The sequence below is a fragment of the Niastella koreensis GR20-10 genome, from assembly GCF_000246855.1.
GTDB lineage: Bacteria > Bacteroidota > Bacteroidia > Chitinophagales > Chitinophagaceae > Niastella > Niastella koreensis.
Map to the genome: position 1 here is coordinate 5839847 of NC_016609.1, position 20699 is coordinate 5860545.

17 protein-coding genes are annotated in these 20699 nt (G+C 45.6%); 7 read left to right on the plus strand and 10 right to left on the minus strand.

What is annotated here, in order from left to right:
* Positions 1 to 15 precede the first annotated feature (15 nt).
* Positions 16 to 387, plus strand: coding sequence for a hypothetical protein (locus tag NIAKO_RS23115; RefSeq protein WP_014220873.1), 372 nt, complete (start codon positions 16 to 18; stop codon positions 385 to 387).
* 16 nt (positions 388 to 403) lie between these two features.
* Here NIAKO_RS23115 and NIAKO_RS23120 read toward each other — a convergent pair whose 3' ends face one another.
* The 7 genes from NIAKO_RS23120 to purL form a co-directional block, all read right to left on the minus strand.
* A complete protein-coding gene (locus NIAKO_RS23120; RefSeq protein WP_041347180.1) occupies positions 404 to 1069 on the minus strand; it encodes a hypothetical protein in 666 nt (221 codons plus the stop codon).
* Between the two features lie 275 nt (positions 1070 to 1344).
* Positions 1345 to 3174 carry a membrane protein insertase YidC gene (gene yidC / locus NIAKO_RS23125; RefSeq protein WP_014220875.1) on the minus strand — a complete coding sequence of 610 codons (1830 nt, stop codon included), beginning with the start codon at positions 3172 to 3174 and terminating at the stop codon, positions 1345 to 1347.
* A 157-nt stretch (positions 3175 to 3331) separates the two neighbouring features.
* Complete coding sequence (locus tag NIAKO_RS23130; RefSeq protein WP_014220877.1) at positions 3332 to 4981, minus strand: CTP synthase; 1650 nt, start codon at positions 4979 to 4981, stop codon at positions 3332 to 3334.
* A 312-nt stretch (positions 4982 to 5293) separates the two neighbouring features.
* Positions 5294 to 5467: a hypothetical protein gene (locus NIAKO_RS38675; protein WP_014220878.1), complete on the minus strand. Its 174-nt coding sequence runs from the start codon at positions 5465 to 5467 to the stop codon at positions 5294 to 5296.
* Between the two features lie 264 nt (positions 5468 to 5731).
* A complete protein-coding gene (proC, locus tag NIAKO_RS23135) occupies positions 5732 to 6538 on the minus strand; it encodes a pyrroline-5-carboxylate reductase (RefSeq protein ID WP_014220879.1) in 807 nt (268 codons plus the stop codon).
* Positions 6539 to 6602: 64 nt separating this feature from the next.
* Positions 6603 to 7601, minus strand: a complete 999-nt coding sequence (rfaD, locus tag NIAKO_RS23140) for an ADP-glyceromanno-heptose 6-epimerase (protein WP_014220880.1) — start codon at positions 7599 to 7601, stop codon at positions 6603 to 6605.
* A gap of 156 nt (positions 7602 to 7757) precedes the next feature.
* On the minus strand, positions 7758 to 9992 hold the full coding sequence (gene purL, locus NIAKO_RS23145; protein ID WP_014220881.1) for a phosphoribosylformylglycinamidine synthase subunit PurL: 2235 nt from the start codon (positions 9990 to 9992) through the stop codon (positions 7758 to 7760).
* A gap of 186 nt (positions 9993 to 10178) precedes the next feature.
* Here purL and NIAKO_RS23150 point away from each other — a divergent pair, with 186 nt between their 5' ends.
* Both NIAKO_RS23150 and NIAKO_RS23155 read left to right on the plus strand, forming a co-directional pair.
* Positions 10179 to 11099 carry a glycosyltransferase family protein gene (locus NIAKO_RS23150; protein WP_014220882.1) on the plus strand — a complete coding sequence of 307 codons (921 nt, stop codon included), beginning with the start codon at positions 10179 to 10181 and terminating at the stop codon, positions 11097 to 11099.
* Positions 11100 to 11404: 305 nt separating this feature from the next.
* Positions 11405 to 12319, plus strand: coding sequence for a glycosyltransferase family protein (locus NIAKO_RS23155; RefSeq protein WP_014220883.1), 915 nt, complete (start codon positions 11405 to 11407; stop codon positions 12317 to 12319).
* 108 nt (positions 12320 to 12427) lie between these two features.
* Here NIAKO_RS23155 and NIAKO_RS23160 read toward each other — a convergent pair whose 3' ends face one another.
* Positions 12428 to 13564, minus strand: a complete 1137-nt coding sequence (locus NIAKO_RS23160; protein WP_014220884.1) for a glycosyltransferase family 4 protein — start codon at positions 13562 to 13564, stop codon at positions 12428 to 12430.
* 142 nt (positions 13565 to 13706) lie between these two features.
* Between NIAKO_RS23160 and NIAKO_RS23165 the strand changes: the two genes are divergently transcribed.
* The 4 genes from NIAKO_RS23165 (at position 13707) to NIAKO_RS23180 (ending at position 18365) form a co-directional block, all read left to right on the plus strand.
* Positions 13707 to 14966, plus strand: coding sequence for a hypothetical protein (locus NIAKO_RS23165; protein ID WP_133055371.1), 1260 nt, complete (start codon positions 13707 to 13709; stop codon positions 14964 to 14966).
* 152 nt (positions 14967 to 15118) lie between these two features.
* Positions 15119 to 17311, plus strand: coding sequence for a glutamine synthetase III family protein (locus NIAKO_RS23170; RefSeq protein WP_014220886.1), 2193 nt, complete (start codon positions 15119 to 15121; stop codon positions 17309 to 17311).
* A 127-nt stretch (positions 17312 to 17438) separates the two neighbouring features.
* The gene (locus NIAKO_RS23175; protein WP_014220887.1) at positions 17439 to 17906 is read left to right on the plus strand and encodes an NUDIX hydrolase; all 468 of its coding nucleotides are present in this window, start codon (positions 17439 to 17441) and stop codon (positions 17904 to 17906) included.
* A 24-nt stretch (positions 17907 to 17930) separates the two neighbouring features.
* Entirely contained in the window at positions 17931 to 18365 is a 435-nt protein-coding gene (locus NIAKO_RS23180; RefSeq protein ID WP_014220888.1) for a hypothetical protein, read from the plus strand.
* 84 nt (positions 18366 to 18449) lie between these two features.
* Here NIAKO_RS23180 and NIAKO_RS23185 read toward each other — a convergent pair whose 3' ends face one another.
* The gene (locus NIAKO_RS23185; protein ID WP_014220889.1) at positions 18450 to 18680 is read right to left on the minus strand and encodes a hypothetical protein; all 231 of its coding nucleotides are present in this window, start codon (positions 18678 to 18680) and stop codon (positions 18450 to 18452) included.
* Between the two features lie 277 nt (positions 18681 to 18957).
* A complete protein-coding gene (locus NIAKO_RS37090) occupies positions 18958 to 20433 on the minus strand; it encodes a T9SS type A sorting domain-containing protein (protein ID WP_014220890.1) in 1476 nt (491 codons plus the stop codon).
* Positions 20434 to 20699: the final 266 nt, after the last annotated feature.

Sequence of the window (20699 nt, forward strand, 5' to 3'; positions counted from 1 at the left end):
CTAAAACTTAACCACATGCTTAAAAAGACCCTCATCAGTTGTGCGATGATCGGGACCTTTGCGCTTGCGCTGGCCAGCAGCGGAGGTGGTGACAAAAAGAAGGCGGAGATGCTTCGCAAACCCGATTTTACTCCAATCAGAACAACAAATGGCTTTACGCTGAAAGCCGGTCCTGCCTATACAGGAAGCCACACCTTTTACAGTGTGCGCACCAATAATGTTATCACCTGCAACACGGTGGTGACTTATCAGCAAGGCAATAAGGTGTTTATTTTACCTTATAAAAACACCAGCCGGGTTAACATTAATGTAACCCCTGATAAATCACTTTATCAACAACACACTAATCTGAACGCCTTTGATCTGAAGTTCCGGTTACGTAAATAATCCGGAAACCTTCAGCTTAATTGCTTACGTTCATTTTCTTACTTTCCTCATAAGTCATTTCGCGGTAGCCTGATGTAGGGATATCGAATTTAGAAGCCGGTACGGGGTTCATATTGATCTTTGATACCGTGTATTTGATGGTGAGTTTCCCCTGCACCAATTCATATTCCAGCGGCAGCCCGTTCAGGTTCCTGAACTGGTAGTCGTAATCCTTGTTCTCAGGAACGATATCCGGCGTATAATACACGGTGAAGGTGGTTCCATCGGGTAACGTAGCCACCGCCTTAATACAGTTATAACCGGCAATGGATTTGGTATCGCTGGTATTGGTGAAGGTGATGCCGTCGTAGCGTTTATTATTCTCAGCCCAGTTGTCGCTGGTCATTCTTATCAGCAGCTTTTGCCCGCTCACTTCCTTTAATACAACAGACGTTCCGGCCTTGGAGTCATGGATGGTGGCCGAAGAAAACAGGGCGCTGGCCAGTTCGGCCCGGCTCATATTTCCTTTAACATAAATCGTTTTGGTGTGTCCGTCAAGGGCATCGGCCATTTTGGGCTCTTTACTCCCACTTGAAATACTGGCATCGTAGGTAAGGGTCAGTTCGCTTACCTTACGTTGTGCCTGGGCGGAAAATCCTATTCCCAAACAACTCATTAACAGTATTACAATATTCTTTTTCATAATCTACGGTTGTAATAATATACAAGATGCAGATAAGGTTCTTATAGTTGTTTGCGTAAAATACAAAGACCGGTTAATTTTAAAAAGGTTAAGCGGTTTTTTATCAGAATAATGTTAAAAATGAAGCGCCCCAAACGCTCACTGCACGCCGTCGCCGCAACCTTTTCAACCCTGTCAACTGTATCAACTCCCTTGTCAACCCGTCAACCTGCTTCAAAAAGAAAAGTGAGCTCCTTTTCAGAACTCACTTCCCTGATATAACGATTTACACTATGTTACTTCTTCTTATTCTGTGCCTGCTGAGACGCCTGTTGGGCGGCCTGCATTTGCTCCAGTCGTTCCTGCCATTTAGACTTCGTCTTCGGTTTCTTGCGGTTCTCATCGATCTTAGCCAGGATCTTATCGTGGTTGATGATGTAGTTCTGAATAACGAACTGTAAGATCAGCGTTATCAGGTTCGACACGGTATAGTACCAGGTTAAGGCCGCAGGTAAGCGGTTGAACACAAAGAACAGTACAAACGGGAAGATATAAGGCATGTACTTGAGCGCCGGGTTGTTTTGATCGGGCGTCATGTTCATGTTATACAACGAAATCAGGAAGCTGGTAAGCACCGCCGTAACGGTGAACAAACTCAGGTGCGTCATGCCCAGCACGCTGGTCTTCCACGACAAAACAGCGTCATAGGAAGCCAGGTTATCGGCCCACAAAAAGCCTACGCCACGCAGATCGATATTAGAGTTAAAGAAGCTATACAGGGCAAAGAAGATAGGGATCTGCAACAGGGCTGGTAAACAACCTCCCAGCGGATTCACCCCGGCTTCGCGGAATAATTTCATTTGCTCCACCCCTACCTGCTGCTGATCGTTGTTATACTTTTGTTTCAGCTTTTCAATTTCAGGTCTCAACGCCTTCATTTTTGCACCACTCAGGTAACTGGTATAAACCAGCGGTGAAGTGAACAGGCGGATGAACAGGGTCAGCAACAAAATAGCGATACCCAGGCTGCCGATAAAGCTTCTGAAGAAGCCAAACACCGGCATCACAATGTATTTGTTGATGGGACGTACAAACGCGTACATATCACGACCCAGGTTTACGATCTTGTCCATTTCAGGCACCTGATCTTTGTGCTTGCGAAGGATCGCGTAATCATTGGGACCGTAATACAATCTCAAAGGAATAGAAACATTAGGCCCTAACGGAACTTTTGTTTGCAGGGTGGTAGTTATTTCAGCCACTTTGTTGGTGGTGTCGGTTGCGTTCTTGATGAACTTAACGTCGCCGGAAGTAAACTTATCCTTTGCTGCTATCAATGAGGTATTGAAGAATTGCTGGGAAGCGCTCACCCACTGTACCGGTTTTTCCAGGGTACGGGCCGATTTGGTTTGCACGTAATCAAAACCATCTTCGTCATAAAAACAAACGGTGGTTTGATTGCGCTCATACACCACATCGGTTTCGTGCTGAGTAGGCTCATTTTGCCAGATCAGGTTGAAATTGCCCTGGGTAAGCATTTTATCAGCGCCGTTCAGCATCACGTCCCAGTCTATCAGGTAATCATTGGGATGAACCGTGAACTGGTGGGTAACATTACCTCTGCCGGGGATGGGCGCCTGGTAGATGATGGTTTGGCTGCCATCGGCATTTTTTACCACTTTGGGGTCCATGAAATACAGGTCAGATACCTGTACAGAACCATTGCTGGTGGTAAGGCCATAAGAGATCTTGTCAAAAGCGGTATTGTTCAGCAACACCGGCGTTTTGCTATTGAGCGATTTGTAGTTCTTCAGCTCAACCTGTTTAGGCTGGCCGCCTTTATTGGTAAAACTGATTTTAACTACTTCATTTTCAATTACGGTCATGGCTTCTGTTCCGCGGGTTGCCAGTTCGCCTGGTTGTACAGGCCTGTTAAGCGTGGTGTCGGTGGGTGCTAACCTGGAAATGGAATCCCTGATATGATTTTGTACCAGGGTAACAGAATCTGTAAAATGTTGCTTTTTAGCCTCCAGTTCATGACTGTTTCTGGTAGAAATAAAGAGGTAAGTAAACAGTAAAAGCGCTAACAACACAAAGCCAATCACCGTATTGCGATCAAAATTCATTATACTACTAGTTTAGAAGAGGTGCAAAGATAGTCGGAAGTTGTAAGTTTTAATGTATTAGTTGACTCTTCTGCATATTTATTACAGAATGTTAATAGATATGCCGGTAACAGCATATCTATTAACGATTTATAACTTTACACTTATAAATTAAGCCTTATATCATCTCGCTTTGGAGCAAAGGATTTTTTACGGTACTTTTTTGCTCGGCATACACCTTGGCAGCATTCACAAAATGTACAAACAGGGGATGTGGGGTTTCCACCGTGCTCTTTAATTCGGGGTGGTATTGAACGCCAATAAAGAATGGATGGTTTGGCAGTTCAACGATCTCAACCAGCTGATTCTCGTTGTTCTTTCCGCTGGCTACCATACCGGCTTCCTGAAACTGGCTCAGGTAGCGGTTATTGAACTCCCAGCGGTGACGGTGACGTTCGCTGATGGTTGGGTTGTTATAGACGCTGCGGGCCAGACTTCCCTCCATTGTTTCGCATGTATAAGCGCCCAAACGCATGGTGCCACCTTTTGAGGTAATAGCTTTCTGCTCTTCCATCAGGTCAATAACCGGGTCGGGCGTATTCACGTTCATTTCGGTTGAATGGGCTTCTTTCAGTCCCAGTACATTGCGTGCAAACTCAATAACCGCCATTTGCATACCCAAACAGATACCAAAGAACGGCAGTTTGTTTTCACGGGCATATTTTACGGCCAGGATCTTTCCTTCTACTCCACGATGACCAAAACCAGGCGCTACCAGCAACCCATCGAGGTTAGCCAGTTTCTCCGCTACGTTCTCAGGCGTAATAAACTCACTGTGCACATTTACGATCTGTACTTTGCATTCGTTGGAAGCGCCTGCATGTACAAAGGCTTCCAGGATCGATTTATAGGCATCCTGCAGCTCTATGTATTTACCAATAAGACCAATAGTAACCTGGCTCTTGGGGTACTTCAGCTTGTCAAGCACCTCTTTCCATTTTGCCAGGTCCGGCTCATGGAAACCATTTATGTTGAGTTTCTTTAAACAAATAACGTCCAGCTTTTCGCGCATCATGGCCAATGGCACTTCATAGATGGTGGGTGCATCGGCTGCTTCAATCACCGCTTCCGGTTTTACATTACAGAACAGGGCGATCTTGCGGCGAAGATCAGGAGTGAGCGTTTTTTCTGTACGGCAAACGATGATGTCAGGATGCACGCCTTCCTGGCTCATCATCCTGACACTATGTTGTGTTGGTTTCGTTTTTAATTCTTTGGCTGCCTTTAAATATGGGATCAGTGTAAGGTGAATTACCACTGTATCTTCTTCGGGCAGCTCCCATTGCAGCTGACGCAATGCTTCAATAAAAGGAAGACTTTCAATATCCCCTACTGTACCACCCAGCTCGGTAATAACAACATCATATTGTTTGGTACTGCCCAGCAACAGAATGCGGCGTTTGATCTCGTCGGTAATGTGCGGAACAACCTGAACGGTTTTACCCAGATAGGCGCCCTCGCGCTCCTTATTAATTACGGTTTGATAAATACGACCGGTAGTTACGTTGTTCGATTGTGACGTGAAGATATTCAGGAAGCGCTCGTAGTGACCGAGGTCAAGATCGGTTTCGGCGCCATCCTCCGTAACATAACATTCGCCGTGCTCATATGGATTGAGCGTTCCCGGGTCGACGTTGATATACGGATCGAATTTCTGAATTGTTACCCTCAATCCCCTCGCCTGCAACAGTTTTGCCAGCGAGGCTGCAATAATCCCTTTTCCTAATGATGAAGTTACCCCACCGGTAACAAAAATATGCTTGGCCATAATAAATGGTGATTTTTACGTCTTCAATCTTTTTTACTGATAATCCTAGTCCACTAAATTTTTGACCAGCGGAAAGTTAAACGCTTAACACAAAAATAATTCCGGGAGGTCGTGCAAAGTTACGGCAAATTAGTGCGCCAGAAAAACACGATTTTGAGGTGTGGAAAACCGGGCCACCCGCTGTGAATTATATTAAAAACCCGTTAAAATCAATACGTTAGGGGTAAACGGGGGATTGGGGGAGCATCTGCCAGAAAAAACAAACCCTCCCGATACATCGGGAGGGATGAAAAATGTATAGTAGGTCGGTTACTATTTTACCTTGGTCAGGGACAGCGCTTTTAACTGATAGGGCGATCCAACAACCGATTTTTTTGCGCTTAACATTTTATTGCTATCAGGTTGATGATTCTTGGCAGAATGCAAGAATACGATCGCGGCTACTTCAACAAATAGTATAAGAAAACTCAATTTCTCCTTTTTCATAATTGGTTATGGGTTATTACCGAAGGGTACGGGGGTAATTAATTTTTCCAGCAGCAAAAGAACGAAAATTTTACCTCATGTGCAAGCAAACATATGCTTTTTTAATATATCCGTAATATACCACTCGTAATACTACGTCTATAACACACGGTAATTTTTCTATCCCGTATCTATAACACACTCACTTATTCGCTTTCCTGCTGCGCGGTCTATTTAACGTCTAAACATAAAATATATTTGACGCCCGTAGTTTTACATGCCTAACTATCCTTTATCCTTTTCAATTTTATCATAGCTGGCAACAATACCTTTAATGAGCGATGAACTGAAACCCTGGTGTTCCATTTCATTCAACCCGGCAATAGTACAACCTTTGGGTGTAGTTACTTTATCGATCTCCTGTTCGGGGTGTGAACCTTTCTTCAATAATAATTCTGCAGCGCCTTTTACAGTTTGCGCCGCTATTAAACTGGCAGTAGCCGCATCGAAACCAATTTCAATTCCCCCCTGGATGTTTGCGCGGATGTACCGCATAGCGTAGGCAGTACCACAAGCGCCTAACACCGTAGCGGCATCCATCAGTTTCTCATCTATCCAAACGGCTTTGCCTAATTGATTGAACAGGTCTTCAATAAAACTCACCTGGTCGCGGGTTACGTCGTTTGAAGCAGACAAACAGGTCATGCTTTCCTGAATGGCGATGGCCGTATTGGGCATGGCCCTGATAACCGGTATTTTTATATCAACCGCTTTCAGCATGTGCTTGATGGAGATACCCGTGATCACTGATACCAGCACCTGCTTTTCGGGATTTAACAATGCTTTCAGCTTACCCAGAATATCATCAACCTGGAACGGCTTTACCGCCAGGATGATCATATCGGCGAAACGAACGGCTTCTTCATTGTTATCGCTCACCAGTACGCCGCGTTTTTCCAGCGCACCCAGCGTTTTAATATTCCGCTTGGTGATTAATATATGTTCAGGCCGGGTAAAACCGCTGTTGATAAGGCCTTCTGCTATTGCAGTTCCTAAATTACCTCCGCCTATGATAGCTATTTTCTTGTTCATGATCCTGATTCTAATGCTGTATTTGCCTTCGGCGTTAAGCGTTCAGCGTTAAGCCTTTAGCGTTCTAATAGTAATTTCCTTTCACTAAATAGTTACGCACGTAATCATCCACTCCATTTTCCAAAGAATAGAATTCGTCCTTGTACCCCGCATCGCGCAGCTTTTGCATATTCGCTTCGGTGAAATACTGGTATTTATCGCGAATGTCTTCAGGCATATCAATAAACTCGATCACCGGTTCTTTGTCCAGTCCTCTGAAGGTAGATTTCGCCAGGTCCTCAAAGCTGCGGGCTTTGCCGGTACCCAGGTTGTATAAACCGCTGGCTACCGCACCGCTGTTCTTTTCAAACTGTTCCATTAACCAGTAGCAGATCTTCAGCACATCTTTCACGTATACAAAGTCGCGCAACTGCTGGCCATCTTTAAAGCCTTCCTTGTGCGATTTGAACAACTTCACTTTGCCCGACTGGTTAATTTGTTTGAACGAATGCCAGATCACACTGGCCATGCGGCCTTTGTGATATTCATTGGGGCCATATACATTGAAGAACTTCAACCCGGCCCAGAAAGGCGGATGCGTGGTTTGTTCCAATGCCCATTTATCAAACTCGTTTTTTGAAACGCCGTATGGGTTCAATGGCTTCAATGCATACACCACTGCATGGTCATCGTTATACCCTTCTTCCCCGTTACCATAGGTAGCCGCTGAAGAAGCATATACTACCGGCACGTTATTCGCTGTACAGTAATTCCAGATTTTTTGGGAATACTCCACGTTCAAATGCTGGTGTACGGAATAATCGAATTCGGTGGTATCGGTACGGGCCCCAATATGGAAGATAAAGTCGATGGCAGGTTTATGTTCAGCCAGCCACTCAAAAAAATCTTCGCGCTCTATTTTCTCTTCGTATTGTTTGCCTTCGAGATTCTGCATCTTTTCAGGCTCGGTAAAATCATCAACCAGGATCAACCGGTTATATCCTTTTTCATTCAGAAAACCGGTTAAACAACTTCCTATAAATCCGGCAGCGCCGGTCACTACTATTTTTGAATCTTTGTTCATTTGTCTATGCGTGAATGTTCATCATATTATGGAGCAATCATCAATGGTCAGCGGTGAGGAGTCAGTAGTGAGTAGTCAGTAGTGAGTGGGTTCCCGATTGTTCAGCATTCTAAATAATCGCGAGCTTACTCACTACTGACTACTCACTACTCACAATTAGAGTGCACTCAATGCATGCTCGCTTTCATGACCGGCCAGTAAATTTTCAATGGCCGTATCATATTTATTTTTCCAGGCTTCGATGGTGCCCCAGTCTTTACCATCTACTTTAATGGCGCCCCTGGTAACCTGGCCCAGCTGTTCGTAAGGATGGTTGCCCACTACTTTTTTGAAGGCATCGATTTTTTCAGGCTTTACACTTACTACCACCCGGCTTTGCGCCTCACCAAACCAATAAGCATCTTTGCGAATTTCGGCTTTCGCTGCGCTCACCTCAACACCCAGGTTGCGGTTAAAGCAGCTCTCCAGCAGTGTTACCACCAAACCACCTTCACTGGTATCGTGAGCAGATGCAATAACACCCGCTTTAATCAGTTCAGCGATCTTGTTCTGCAGGGTAGCCTCTTCTTCCAGGTCAAAATGCGGGGCCGGACTGAACTCTACCTTTTTAACCTTATGTAAATATTCAGAAGAATTGATGTCGTTGCGGCTGGTGCCTATTAGGAATAAATGGTCGCCGGCAGCTTTAAAGTCCATCGTCATTTTATCGTTCACATTATCCAGCAAACCCACCATCCCGATCGTTGGGGTTGGATACACCGCGCCATCAGGGTTCTGGTTGTAGAAACTTACGTTACCACCTGTTACAGGAGTATCGAATTTCTTACAGGCTTCGCTCATGCCTTTCAACGCATATACAAACTGGTAGTACACCTGCGGATCGTAGGGGTTACCAAAGTTCAGGCAGTTGGTAATACCTAAAGGCTGGCCGCCACTGCAAACGATGTTGCGGGCAGCTTCAGACACGGCTATCATGCCACCAGTGAATGGATCGGCATATACATACCGGCTGTTACAATCGGTTGTAAGCGCCAGTCCTTTATTGGTTGGCTTGGCAATTACCACAGCTGCATCGGCAGGCTGATTAGTGGTAGAAGTTCCAGCGCCCACCATGCTATCGTATTGTACATACACCCAACGTTTGTTGGCAATGTTGGGGATGGTAATGATCTGCTCGGCCACCGCTTTCAAATCGGCAGGCACTTCAATTGAATCTGCCTTGAAAGCTTTAATTTTTTCAAAGTATGCAGGCTCTTTATACTCGCGGGTATATTGCGGAGCCCCGCCACCCAGTACCAGTTCATTGGCAGGCAATTGAGCCTCCAGCACACCATGCATATAAAAATGCAGGATGCCATCATTGGTAACCTCGCCTATTTCAGAACAGGGCAGGTCCCATTTATCAAACACTTGTTGAACATCAGCTTCGCGGCCTTTCTCAACCACCATCAGCATGCGCTCCTGGCTTTCGCTCAGCAACAGTTCCCAGGCTTTCATATTTTTTTGACGGGTAGGCACTTTATCCAGGTCAATGCGCATGCCCACTTCGCCTTTGGCGCTCATTTCGGCAGTAGAACAAATAATACCGGCAGCACCCATATCCTGCATGCCCACAACCGCACCGGTTTTTATTACTTCCAGGCAGGCTTCCAGCAGTTTCTTTTCCTGGAAGGGGTCACCCACCTGTACGGCAGGTAATTCTTCTGCACTTTCAGCAGTGATATCGGCAGAGGCAAAAGAAGCACCACCAATACCATCTTTACCGGTAGCAGAACCAACAAAGAACACGGGGTTACCAATGCCTTTGGCAGTAGCAGAAATGGTTTCGCCATTCTTTACAATACCCACGCTCATGGCATTCACCAATGGGTTGGTATGGTAGCACTGTTCAAAATATATTTCACCGCCAACGGTTGGTACGCCAAAGCAGTTGCCATAATGGCCAATGCCATGTACAATGCCAGCCAGCAGATGCTGGGTTTTGGCTTCCTTCAGGTTGCCAAAACGCAGGGAATTGAGCGAGGCAATAGGCCGGGCGCCCATGGTAAAAATATCGCGGTGAATACCTCCTACCCCGGTTGCAGCGCCCTGAAAGGGTTCAATAGCCGAGGGGTGGTTATGAGATTCTATTTTAAATACAACGCCAAAGCCGTCGCCAATATCCATCAGACCCGCATTTTCCTCACCGGCTTTTACAAGCATCTTTTTGCCTTCGCGGGGCAAGGTTTTTAACCACTTAATTGAATTTTTGTAACTGCAGTGTTCGCTCCACATACCGCTGAAGGCGCACAATTCAGTAAAATTGGGCGTACGGCCAAGTTTTTGTTTTATTAAATCGAATTCTTCTTCGGTAAGACGTAGTTGTTTTGCCGTTTTTACTGTTACTTCCATATTAATTAATATAGTTAAAATGCTGATTGATCGTATTTTAGGGTCGGAGAATCAGCAGGCGGCGGGCAAAAACACCCTCACTGCCAGCTTTTTATCTTTAGCCTGTTGTCAAACAGCTTTTTAAGAAAGCGCAAAAGTACAAACAGTCTGTCATCTTATTGATAAATTTATCCCGATTACCAGCTCATGACAATTGCATTTGTTCATAATAATAAAGCCTTTTTGCCCGAACTGGACGCATACAGCCGTTTCTTTTCGGGCTACAATATAACGTGTGAAATAGTCGATAAAAACGATCTGGGCCTGATGCACCGGCATGTGGAGTGGTGGATAATGGGGGCCGACCTTACCAAACCCAAGGAAGGCATTTTTAAAATTCATGAATATGCTTCCTCCTCCCTGCCCCCCTGGCGCTGGTGGAAGAACTGGTGGAAAAGTTTTTTTAGCGCCCAACCCGATTTCCGGTTGTTTTTAAATGAATATGTAAAAAAAGTCATCAATCTCCACGATCACATCCCCTTTGGTTACCGCGAAAGTGGCGTACCGGAACAATGGCTGCTGGCCGATCCGTTTTTACACGAACGCGAATTCGACTTTGTATACACCGGCGATCTTTCGCCCGTACGCCAACCCGAAGCCCTGTTGAATTGCTTTAGCACCGGGGCGTTGAAAGAAAGAACCCTATTAGTAATAAGCGCGGATTACCAGCAGTTGCAGACCGCCTACCGCAATTATGAGAATATAGTCTTTATGGGTCCCCTGCCCTACAGCTCCATGGACACCTATATTTTAAAAGCGCGCTATGGTATTAATTATCTGCCTGATAAAGAGCCTTTTAACCAGCAATCCTCCGTGCGGTTACTGGAATATGCCGCCCTGGGCGTGCCCATTGTCACCAGCCGGTATGCCTGGGTAGAAAGCTTTCAACAAAAATATGGCGGCAACTTTTTTTACCTGGAACCGGACCTTTCCAACTTTACCTGGGAGCAGGTAAATAACCAGTCTTACTCAAAACCTAATATGGAAAGCTTTACCTGGGAGCAGCAAATTCGTAAATCGGGGGTGTTGGAATTCTTAACATCAAAATTTCCTGAATTGGAGTTTTGATAAACTATTAAACAGTTCCAAGTTCCAAGTTCAGAGTTCCAAGTTCCAAGTTCAGAGTTCTTAGTTCTTAGTTTTAAGGCGGCGTTGCCGCGCAGGAGTGTATTGCTTACAGCTTGAGGCTTGGAGCTTGCAGCTGTATTTCGCCGCGCAGGGGTGTATTTGCTTTAAGCTTTCGGCGTTGAGCTTGCAGCTGTATTTCGTCGCGCAGGAGTGTATTGCTTACAGCTTGAGGCTTGGAGCTTGCAGCTGTATTTTGCTTGCAGCTTATAGCTTGCGGCTTGAAGCTGTTTTCCTAACTTGCTCTCATGATCATTGGTTTTGTTCATGAACATAAAGCATTCTTACCCGGACTAAACGCCTACCTGCAATTTTTTGCTGAACGGGGTATACAAACCCACGTTCTTCATCCATCCCAGATAGATTCGCAGCCCTGCGATGTGGAATGGCATTTTATGGGCCGGCATGTAAGGCGCAATAATAACAGGGTAACCATTCATGAATACGCCTCGTCATCGGTTCCGCCATTTGGCAAACTGAAAAACAGCATCAAAAAACTGTTCAACGCCACGCCCGATTACCGCATCTTCAACAGCGAATATGTTCGCGGGCAAATAAACCCAACAGATAACATTCCATACGGCTATCGCAATTGCGGCATTCCATCAGGCAACAGTTACCTGCTGCCCAATGCCCAAAAGAAATATGATTTTGTGTATGTAGGTACGGTTGACAAAGGCAGAAAAATTGAACCGCTTTTTGATTGTTTTATAAACGGTGTTTTAAAGGACCGCACCCTGTTGGTTATTACCCGCGACTACCAGGCGCTGGATGCCATTTACAAAAATGCCCGTAACCTAACTTTTAAAGGCCCTATTCCTTACAGCGATACGTATGCTCATATTCAGGAAGCCAGGTTCGGGATCAATTATATGCCCGATGTGGCCCCCTTTAACCAACAGGCTTCGGCCAAATTCCTGGATTATGCTGCCTGTTGGCTCCCCATTATTACCAGCGACTATGCCTGGGTACGTGGCTTTCAGCAAACCTATGGCGGTAACTACTTTTACCTGCAGCCCACCCTGGAGAATTTTACCTGGGAGCATATAAACAACTACCACTATACGCAGCCTGACCTTAGCAGCTGGACCTACGAAAAACAAATCCTTCAATCAGGCGTACTCAGGTTCCTTCAATCTAAGTTTCCTGAATTGGAGTTTTAATAAAGTAAAAGGCAGTTCCAGGTTCGGGGTTCAAAGTTCCGGGTTTTTCGTTGCCGCGCAGGAGTGTATTTGCTCTAGGCTTTCGGCTTTGAGCTTTCAGCTGTATTTCTATTCAGACCAATCCGAATTCAATGTAGCAATGTACTCGTCGATCACATGTTTAATGTTGAACTTCTTAATCACCAGGGCGCGGCCATTGCGGGCCAGGCGGCTCCGTTCTTCCAAGGGCAGGTTGATTATCCGTTCCATTTTATCGGCCAGGTCAAAAGGATCGTGCACATGGCATAAAAAGCCGGTGGTATTATTCACCACCACTTCCTTACAACCGCGGTTATTGCTGGTGATTACCGGCAGCTCCATACTGGCAGCTTCCATCAGGCAGCGCGGAACGCCTTCATTATAAAAGGAGGGAAATACAAAACAATCGGCCCGCTGTAAAAACGGCCGCACATCTTTGGCGAACCCGCCATAATGGATCAGTCCTTCCTTTTGCCAGCGGTCCAGGTCATCCCGGGAAATCGAATCGGGGTGGTGTTGTTCAAAAAAACCGATCAGTTCAAACCGCACTGCATAATTCTTTTTCTTTAAAATGCGGGCGGCATCGGCATACAGACTAATACCCTTGCTTTTGAGCAGGCGGGTACTCATGAGGAAAGTAAAAGGCTCGCTGTCTTTTTTAGCCATGCGCTGGGGAAAGGAGAAATAGTCTGTATCAACCCCTTCACCCGGCAAAACCTTTACCTTTTCAATATTTACAATGTGCTCGTTGATGAAAATTTTAGCATCCTCATTATTCAGGAACCACACTTCCCGCGTTTTACGCAGGGCCCGTTTGTACAGCAGCTTTACTACCCGGTACAGCCAGTTGCGTTTGGCAAAGGGATAGCCCAACCCGGTGATCACCGCTACCGAAGGTATACCAATGGCTGCGGCGGCCAGGGAACCATAAATATTTGGTTTGGCTACGTAATGAAAAATAAAGTCGGGGCGATGCTGGTGGTACAGGTCTTTTAACTGGCGGTAGAAAGCCAGGTCGGCAACGGGGTTTTCGGTTTTATTATTGAAGTTGAGCGGAATGAAGCGGCAGCCGCTTTGCTGCAGATAGCCGGAGTACTCATCGTCGGGGGCCAGTACCATTACTTCAAACCCATGATCCATGAGGTAGCGGATCACATCTAACCTGAAGTTGTAGACAGACCACGCACTGTTTGAAACAAAGGCAATCAACTTACGAGTACCGATCATTCAATAAAATTAGGTTCAAATGTATTAATTTGGAGCTAATTGCGTAATAAGAAAATTGTTCCGGGTTGCAAGATACAGGTTACAGGGCTTTGGCCAAAAACCTGGTTATCCCTGCAACCTGAAACCAGAAACCGGTCCCTTTATGTACATAATCGCCCTTCTTTTCTATAGTTGCATATTTATATACATCCTGCACCGGTTAACCCGTAAGAAGGCACTATTATCTGTTTCAGAACTTTCACTGGCTTTCGGTTTTAAAGTAGCGCTGGGATGCCTGTATGGCTATATTTATGGGCGCTACTATAACGGCGATGATACCTGGAACTATCATTTCTACTCGCTGCAGGACCTGCACAAACTGAAACATAATACCCTGTTTTATTTTACCGAGCTGTTACCGGGTGAATCCTTTACCTGGGCCGGCGGTTCTTTCTTTCATGGGTTCAGTGCATATTTACATACCCTTGAGTTTGACACCATTGTTAAAACGCTCAGCATTGCCGATATCTTCAGTGGCGGTAATTATTATATCAATGTGGTGTTCTTCAACTTCATCCTGTTCTGGGGGCATTACTGGCTATTCTGCCTTTTTGTAAAAGAATTTCCCGGTAAACGAAAACCCCTGTTGTTGGTAATCTTTTTCTTTCCGCCCCTGGTTTTCTGGTTAAGCGGCATCCGGAGCGATGGACTGGTTTTATTTTCCGTGGCCCTGTTGCTGCTGCATTTTCGCCGGTGGTTGTATGAACACAAAAAATGGTCGGTACTGTATATGGTACCCGGTATGCTGGGAATACTTATTTACCGGAGCCAGATCCTGTTGTTATTAATACCAGCCCTGCTGGCCTGGTTGGTGTGTGTAAAATTTAACCGCAAACCGGTAGCCACGTTTCTTTGGGTATATGCCATCGGCGGGTTACTGTTCTTTGCCAGCGCCTGGGTATCGCCGGCCCAAAACCTGCCCGGCGTAATCGCAGACCGGCAGCAGTCGTTCCTGAAATTACATGGTACGCGGTTTCAGCTGGATAGCCTTAAGCCTTCCGTTACCAGTTTTGCCAGGGTACTGCCCCAGGCCCTGAGCCATACCTTTGTGCGCCCCACCCTATGGGAGGCAAAAGGGGCTTTACAGTTGATGACGGCGGTGGAGATTATTGTATGCTGGCTGCTGGTGCTGCTAGCCATTATAAAAAGAGATATACATGTTAGACAAACCCTTCAAAAGCCGTTTATTTTATTTTGTCTGGCAATTAGCTTCACATTATATATATTTATAGGGTATGTGATCCCTTTCCCCGGTGCAATCGTACGGTATAAAGCAATTCCGGAGCTTTTATTGTTGGCAGTGGCGGTGGTTTGTACAGACTGGCGTGCCCAAAACCAGATTAGTAAAAAAGTATATATTTAAAAAAATCGCATTTTTCGACCTTTTTTTAGGCCAAACAAGTCTTTAGGCTTCCCTTTTTCTGTATTTTATCGAAAAAAACCTGACATAAATTCAATTTATTTTTTAGACAAACGATTTGTCTTTAATTTGCACAAAAGCAAAAAATTTTAGTGATGGAATCATTACGTTTTAAAGCAATCAACGACCTGACAAGTCAGGACGGCGTGGATGTGGAAAATCCAACCAAAATTACCGGCATCTTCGGAGAGAATGTATTTACATTAAAGACTGCACGTGAGTTTTTAAGTGATGAGGCTTACAAAAGTTTGAATGCCTCAATCAAAGGTGGAAAGAAAATTGACCGCGCCATGGCCAACCAGATCGCGGCTGGTCTTCGCCAATGGGCTGAAACTAAAGGTGTAACACACTACACCCACTGGTTTCAACCTTTAACAGGTACAACTGCCGAAAAACACGATTCTTTCTTCACACTGAAAGGTGATGGAACTGCGCTCGAGATTTTCGATGGCGATGCGCTGATCCAACAAGAACCAGATGCTTCTTCTTTCCCAAGTGGTGGTATCCGCGCAACTTTCGAAGCCCGCGGTTATACTGCATGGGATCCTTCTTCTCCAGCATTTATTATGGAGATCGGCCAGGGTAAAACCTTGTGTATCCCTACCATCTTCGTTTCTTATACCGGTGAAACCCTCGACTACAAAGCGCCTTTATTGAAGTCGCTCGAAGCTTTGAACAAAGCTGCCGTTGAAGTGTGCCACTATTTCGACAAGAACGTAACCAAAGTAGTTCCTACCCTGGGTTGGGAGCAGGAATACTTCGTAATTGACGAAGCGTTCTTCAATGCCCGTCCTGACCTGGTGCTGGGTGGACGTACCGTATTCGGTCACTCACCTGCCAAAGGCCAACAGCTGGAAGACCATTACTTTGGTGCTATTCCTGAAAGGATCTACGCTTTCATGCGCGATTTCGAGCAGGAATCATACAAACTGGGTATTCCATTAAGGACCCGTCACAATGAGGTGGCGCCTGCACAGTTCGAGTGCGCCCCTATCTTCGAAGAGGTAAGCGTAGCCGTTGACCACAATACCCTGTTGATGGATATTATGGACCGCGTTGCCCGCCGTCATAAATTACGTGCGTTGTTGCATGAGAAACCATTTGCCGGCATTAACGGTAGTGGTAAACACAACAACTGGTCTATGGCTACCGATACCGGCATCAACCTGCTGGCTCCTGGTAAAACACCAAAGACCAACCTGATGTTCCTTACGTTCTTCGTAAACACCATCAAAGCTGTATATGATTATTCTGACCTGATGCGTGCATCTATCGCATCTGCCGGCAACGATCACCGCCTGGGTGCAAACGAAGCTCCTCCTGCGATCATCTCTGTATTCATTGGCCAGTACCTGTACAAAGTACTGAACGATGTTAAAGAAAGAGTTGGTGGCAAATTCGATGAGCAGGACGAAGCCATCCTGAAGTTAGACCTGCACAGAAGCATTCCTGAGCTGTTGCTCGATAACACTGACCGTAACCGTACTTCACCGTTCGCGTTCACTGGTAACAAATTCGAGTTCCGCGCTGTAGGTTCAACTGCAAACTGTGCTAATCCAATGACTACTTTGAACGCTATCATGGCTGAAACCCTGAAGAAGTTCAAAAAAGACGTGGATACCTTAATTGAAAAAGGCGAGAAGAAAGAGATCGCTATCATGCACGTAATCCGCGAGTACATCGTAGCCAGCGAAAAAGTATTGTTCGAAGGCGACGGTTACAGCGAAGAATGGCACCAGGAAGCTGAAAAACGCGGTTTACCAAACGTACGCACCACGCCAAAAGCGCTGGATGCAATGGTTACCGAAAAAGCCAAGCACCTGTTTGAAAGCAACAACGTATTAACTCACGTTGAGCTGGAAGCCCGTCATGAGATCGAACTGGAAAAATACATCAAGAAAGTACAAATTGAAGCCCGTGTAATGGGTGAGCTGGCAACCAGCCACATCTTACCAGCGGCTATCAAATATCAGAACGAACTGATCGCAAACATCAAAGGTTTGAAAGAGATCGGTTTGAAAGAAGAAAGCTATGCTAACCAGAAACAAATTCTGACCAAGGTTTCTGAGCACGTAAACAAAATGGCTGAACTGGTTGAAAAGATGATCGAGGCCCGTAAAAAAGCCAACGTTATCACTGATGGCCGCGAGAAAGCTATCGCTTATTGCGATACTATCAAGGAAGCGTATTTTGACCAGATCCGTTACCACGCCGATAAGCTTGAACTGCTGGTAGGTGATGAGTACTGGCTGCTGCCAAAATACCGCGAGATGCTGTTCTTGCGCTAAGCCTCTCCGGCTCTCCCGACAAGTCGGGAGGGAGGAAAAGTCGAAAGTTCCAAAAAGATATATCTGACATGACAAGGACCCCATTCTGAATAAGGATGGGGTTCTTTATTAGCCTTAACTTAACAGGATGAAAAAACAAAGCGCCGGTATTTTGCCTTACAAGCTGGTAAAAGGGAAGCCCTTCTTTTTCATTGGCCACCCCGGAGGGCCTTATTACCGCAATAAAGACGTTGGCTTCTGGAGCATTGTAAAAGGTGAAATGGACGAAGGTGAAGAGCCACTGCCCGCAGCCATCCGGGAGTTTAAAGAAGAAACAGGTGTGGACATCACCGGTGCGTTTATACCCCTCACCTCCGTAAAACAGAAAAGCGGCAAGCTGGTACATGTGTGGGCCATTGAACAGGATTTTGCCACTGACAATATAAAAAGCAATACTTTCACACTGGAATGGCCGCCCCGGTCGGGCAAAATGGTGGAGTTTCCCGAGATGGACAAACTGGAATGGTTCGACCAGGCCACTACCCTGCTTAAATTAATACCGGGACAGATCCCATTTGTACACGAGTTGCTGGCCTATATAAAAGCGAATCATTAAGAGCAACCTAATAAAACTATCCATATGGACATCAAACTGAAAAAAGGGATTGGCGATTTTACCTTCGGCATGAAAGCCGCTGACGTTACCGCCAAACTCGGCAAACCCGACAAGATCTACGAAGATGAAGAAGATGAGAATGAGTTAATTTACCAGTATAACAAAAGCAAGATCAAGTTTACATTTTACCAGGAACATGAAGGTAAGCTGGGTTATATCCGGTGTGCCAGTCCAAAGCTCACGTACCAGGGCAAGCCAATCATTCAGGCACCTGCTGATGCTGTAATCAAAGATGTCTTTGGCTCGCAGATCGATGACTGGCAGGAAGAAGATTACAACAGCTTTGCTACTTATATCAGTGAAAAGTACTGGCTGGTGTTAAATGCGGAGTATGATGAGGTGACGGATATTGAGCTGGGGGTACCGTTTAAGAATGATGAGGAGTATGATTGGGGGTAGAACTGTTAAACATGAAATATAGCATATTCGCGTAGACGCTCCGGAAACGGGGCGTATTGCGTTTAAAGGGATGCCTGGTTTACATTAACCATTCATGATATGTTCTATACCCTTTTCAATGGCATTAAGTTCCTCTGGCGTGGCCCCGTTTTTTATAAATTGATGCTTCATTAAATAGATAATCACCCGTTGATTTCTCGCAATATTGTTGATGCGGACTGCCCAGCGCAGGATTAATAACAATAGAATCAGGACACCAATGCCTAAGAAGAAAAATAGCAGGTTCGTATTGTTTTCAAGCCGTAAAAGTGTCATGGTGCAAATTTGAGGTTAATATATGCCGGGAACCTCAGCGTACATTGCTTTCTGTTGGGCTGCTACTGATCTAAAGTACAAAATAATAGACACCCTCGTACTTGACCACCATCAACAAATCCCTGCAACGGATCCAGGTATGGCACGGCCTGTAAAAACTGCAGCCGGTGCGCCCATTGCGCCAGGAATGGCGGCTCCTGCGGCGTCTGCAAGTAAAACGTATTAAAACAAAAAAAAGGGCCCCATCACTGGAGCCCTTTGCCTTTCTGATATATACCTATAAAACCACAAGTTTTTGCATCAGCTTTTCGCTGGTTGCTTTATTTGTTGCAATTAATATATACACTCCTGTGCGCAGACCGGTTATTACCATATTATCATCATGATAATCGTTCCACTGTTTCAACGTTTTTCCACTCAGGTCGGTGATCACAATGTTGCGAATGGCGCTGCTGCCAAACAACACATTCATATTGCCTGACTGCGCCGGGTTGGGATATACCGTCATCCGGGCATTGTCCTGCATGCCGCGTACTCCTTTAACGGCTGATACGGTCGTCTTACCATCTTTATCTACCTGCGACAAACGATAATAGGTATTGCCGGTGGCGTTATTTGTTTCCCTGTATTGATAATTGATGGGCGTGGCGCTCATGCCGTCTGGCGCCTTAGAGGCTACAAAACCCACTGTTTCAAAGGCGCCGTTGCCATTGCTTCGTTGCACGTTGAATCCGGTATTATCGCTTTCAATGTTGGTAGTCCAGGTCAGCGATACGGTGGAACCATTACGGGCTGCGTTGAAATTCACCAGCGTTACGGGTAGTGATCCTGCTGCCGGCCAGTTGATGGTCACGGTTGCATTATCTGTCATGTTATCGGCAGTGGTTAAGAAATTGTTATCCGGACCGTCATCTGTTAACTGGTAAGTGAACGTTAACTGGGTAATGGAGTTGGAGTTGCGGGTAACTGTAAAGGTGCCATCGGTATTCACAGTTACAGATCCTCCAACGGGTTGTGTCAATACTTTCCAATTTAAATCGGCATAGGCATCGTTCTGGTCATTGTCTGTACCGGTGGCATCTACGGTATAACCGCTGGGATAATTTAAATTAGAACCATATAAAGCACCACTGAAGGAGAGCTCGTTATTATTACCACGATTAAACAGGTCATCCAGGGCTACGGGCGCACAGTTAGTACCTCCACAAATAAGCGTTACCCCGCTGATGGAAACATTATCGATCACGTATTTGGTACCGCTCTGCGTACAGCCTGCATGAAATGAAATAAATACTTTAAAATCACTGGCGGTTACGTTTGCCGGAAAAGTAAAGGTAAAACAGGTAGTGCCGCCATTGGTAGGCAACAGGTAATTATCCTGGCGGGCATAAATATTGGCAGCCACCTGGGCATCATTTGCATTCGTAACTGCTGAATTTACAAATAAAACATCGGCATACGTAGCACAGGGAAAAGCGATCTGGTTGTTGAGGTTGGCTGTATAAGCCCAAATATCGAAACAAACTTTTACGGTGTTGGAGGTTTTGTTTACCGCCGGTGTACCAATACTTGCCGGGTTATTACCGCCTACTCCGGGCGTGGTAACCACACTGTTACCATTCCCAATGGTGCCAAAACCGGCGCCTGAGGAAAGCGTCCAGCCAGTGGGGTTAGGACTAAAATCTTCTTCTAATTGTGCATGGGCAGCAATAGTGGCTGCAATAAGAACTACTGATAGTAAATACCGCTTCATAAAAAATGTTTTGTGGTTAGGGAATAATTAGGGGGTTGGTTCACCGCGGTATATTGGCTTTTACCATTTTTATAGGGTATAGAACATGAGTATCCTGCACGCCGCTTACGCGGAGTAAATAAATTGCCAGTGATGTGTCATCGATTAATGTGGTAGTGGAGCCGTGTTAACTACAATAGCCGGTGGGGATATGCGCCCAATGGTATGCAGGGGCATAACTTTCCTTTTACGGTAATAGAGGTTAATACAGCCGTTCAGAGAATACC

Bases quoted from the DNA above. Each gene is read 5' to 3' on its own strand.
- NIAKO_RS23115 (WP_014220873.1), top strand. From the start codon at position 16: ATGCTTAAAAAGACCCTCATCAGTTGTGCGATGATCGGGACCTTTGCG.
- NIAKO_RS23120 (WP_041347180.1), bottom strand. From the start codon at position 1,069: ATGAAAAAGAATATTGTAATACTGTTAATGAGTTGTTTGGGAATAGGA.
- yidC (WP_014220875.1), bottom strand. From the start codon at position 3,174: ATGAATTTTGATCGCAATACGGTGATTGGCTTTGTGTTGTTAGCGCTT.
- NIAKO_RS23130 (WP_014220877.1), bottom strand. From the start codon at position 4,981: ATGGCCAAGCATATTTTTGTTACCGGTGGGGTAACTTCATCATTAGGA.
- NIAKO_RS38675 (WP_014220878.1), bottom strand. From the start codon at position 5,467: ATGAAAAAGGAGAAATTGAGTTTTCTTATACTATTTGTTGAAGTAGCC.
- proC (WP_014220879.1), bottom strand. From the start codon at position 6,538: ATGAACAAGAAAATAGCTATCATAGGCGGAGGTAATTTAGGAACTGCA.
- rfaD (WP_014220880.1), bottom strand. From the start codon at position 7,601: ATGAACAAAGATTCAAAAATAGTAGTGACCGGCGCTGCCGGATTTATA.
- purL (WP_014220881.1), bottom strand. From the start codon at position 9,992: ATGGAAGTAACAGTAAAAACGGCAAAACAACTACGTCTTACCGAAGAA.
- NIAKO_RS23150 (WP_014220882.1), top strand. From the start codon at position 10,179: ATGACAATTGCATTTGTTCATAATAATAAAGCCTTTTTGCCCGAACTG.
- NIAKO_RS23155 (WP_014220883.1), top strand. From the start codon at position 11,405: ATGATCATTGGTTTTGTTCATGAACATAAAGCATTCTTACCCGGACTA.
- NIAKO_RS23160 (WP_014220884.1), bottom strand. From the start codon at position 13,564: ATGATCGGTACTCGTAAGTTGATTGCCTTTGTTTCAAACAGTGCGTGG.
- NIAKO_RS23165 (WP_133055371.1), top strand. From the start codon at position 13,707: ATGTACATAATCGCCCTTCTTTTCTATAGTTGCATATTTATATACATC.
- NIAKO_RS23170 (WP_014220886.1), top strand. From the start codon at position 15,119: ATGGAATCATTACGTTTTAAAGCAATCAACGACCTGACAAGTCAGGAC.
- NIAKO_RS23175 (WP_014220887.1), top strand. From the start codon at position 17,439: ATGAAAAAACAAAGCGCCGGTATTTTGCCTTACAAGCTGGTAAAAGGG.
- NIAKO_RS23180 (WP_014220888.1), top strand. From the start codon at position 17,931: ATGGACATCAAACTGAAAAAAGGGATTGGCGATTTTACCTTCGGCATG.
- NIAKO_RS23185 (WP_014220889.1), bottom strand. From the start codon at position 18,680: ATGACACTTTTACGGCTTGAAAACAATACGAACCTGCTATTTTTCTTC.
- NIAKO_RS37090 (WP_014220890.1), bottom strand. From the start codon at position 20,433: ATGAAGCGGTATTTACTATCAGTAGTTCTTATTGCAGCCACTATTGCT.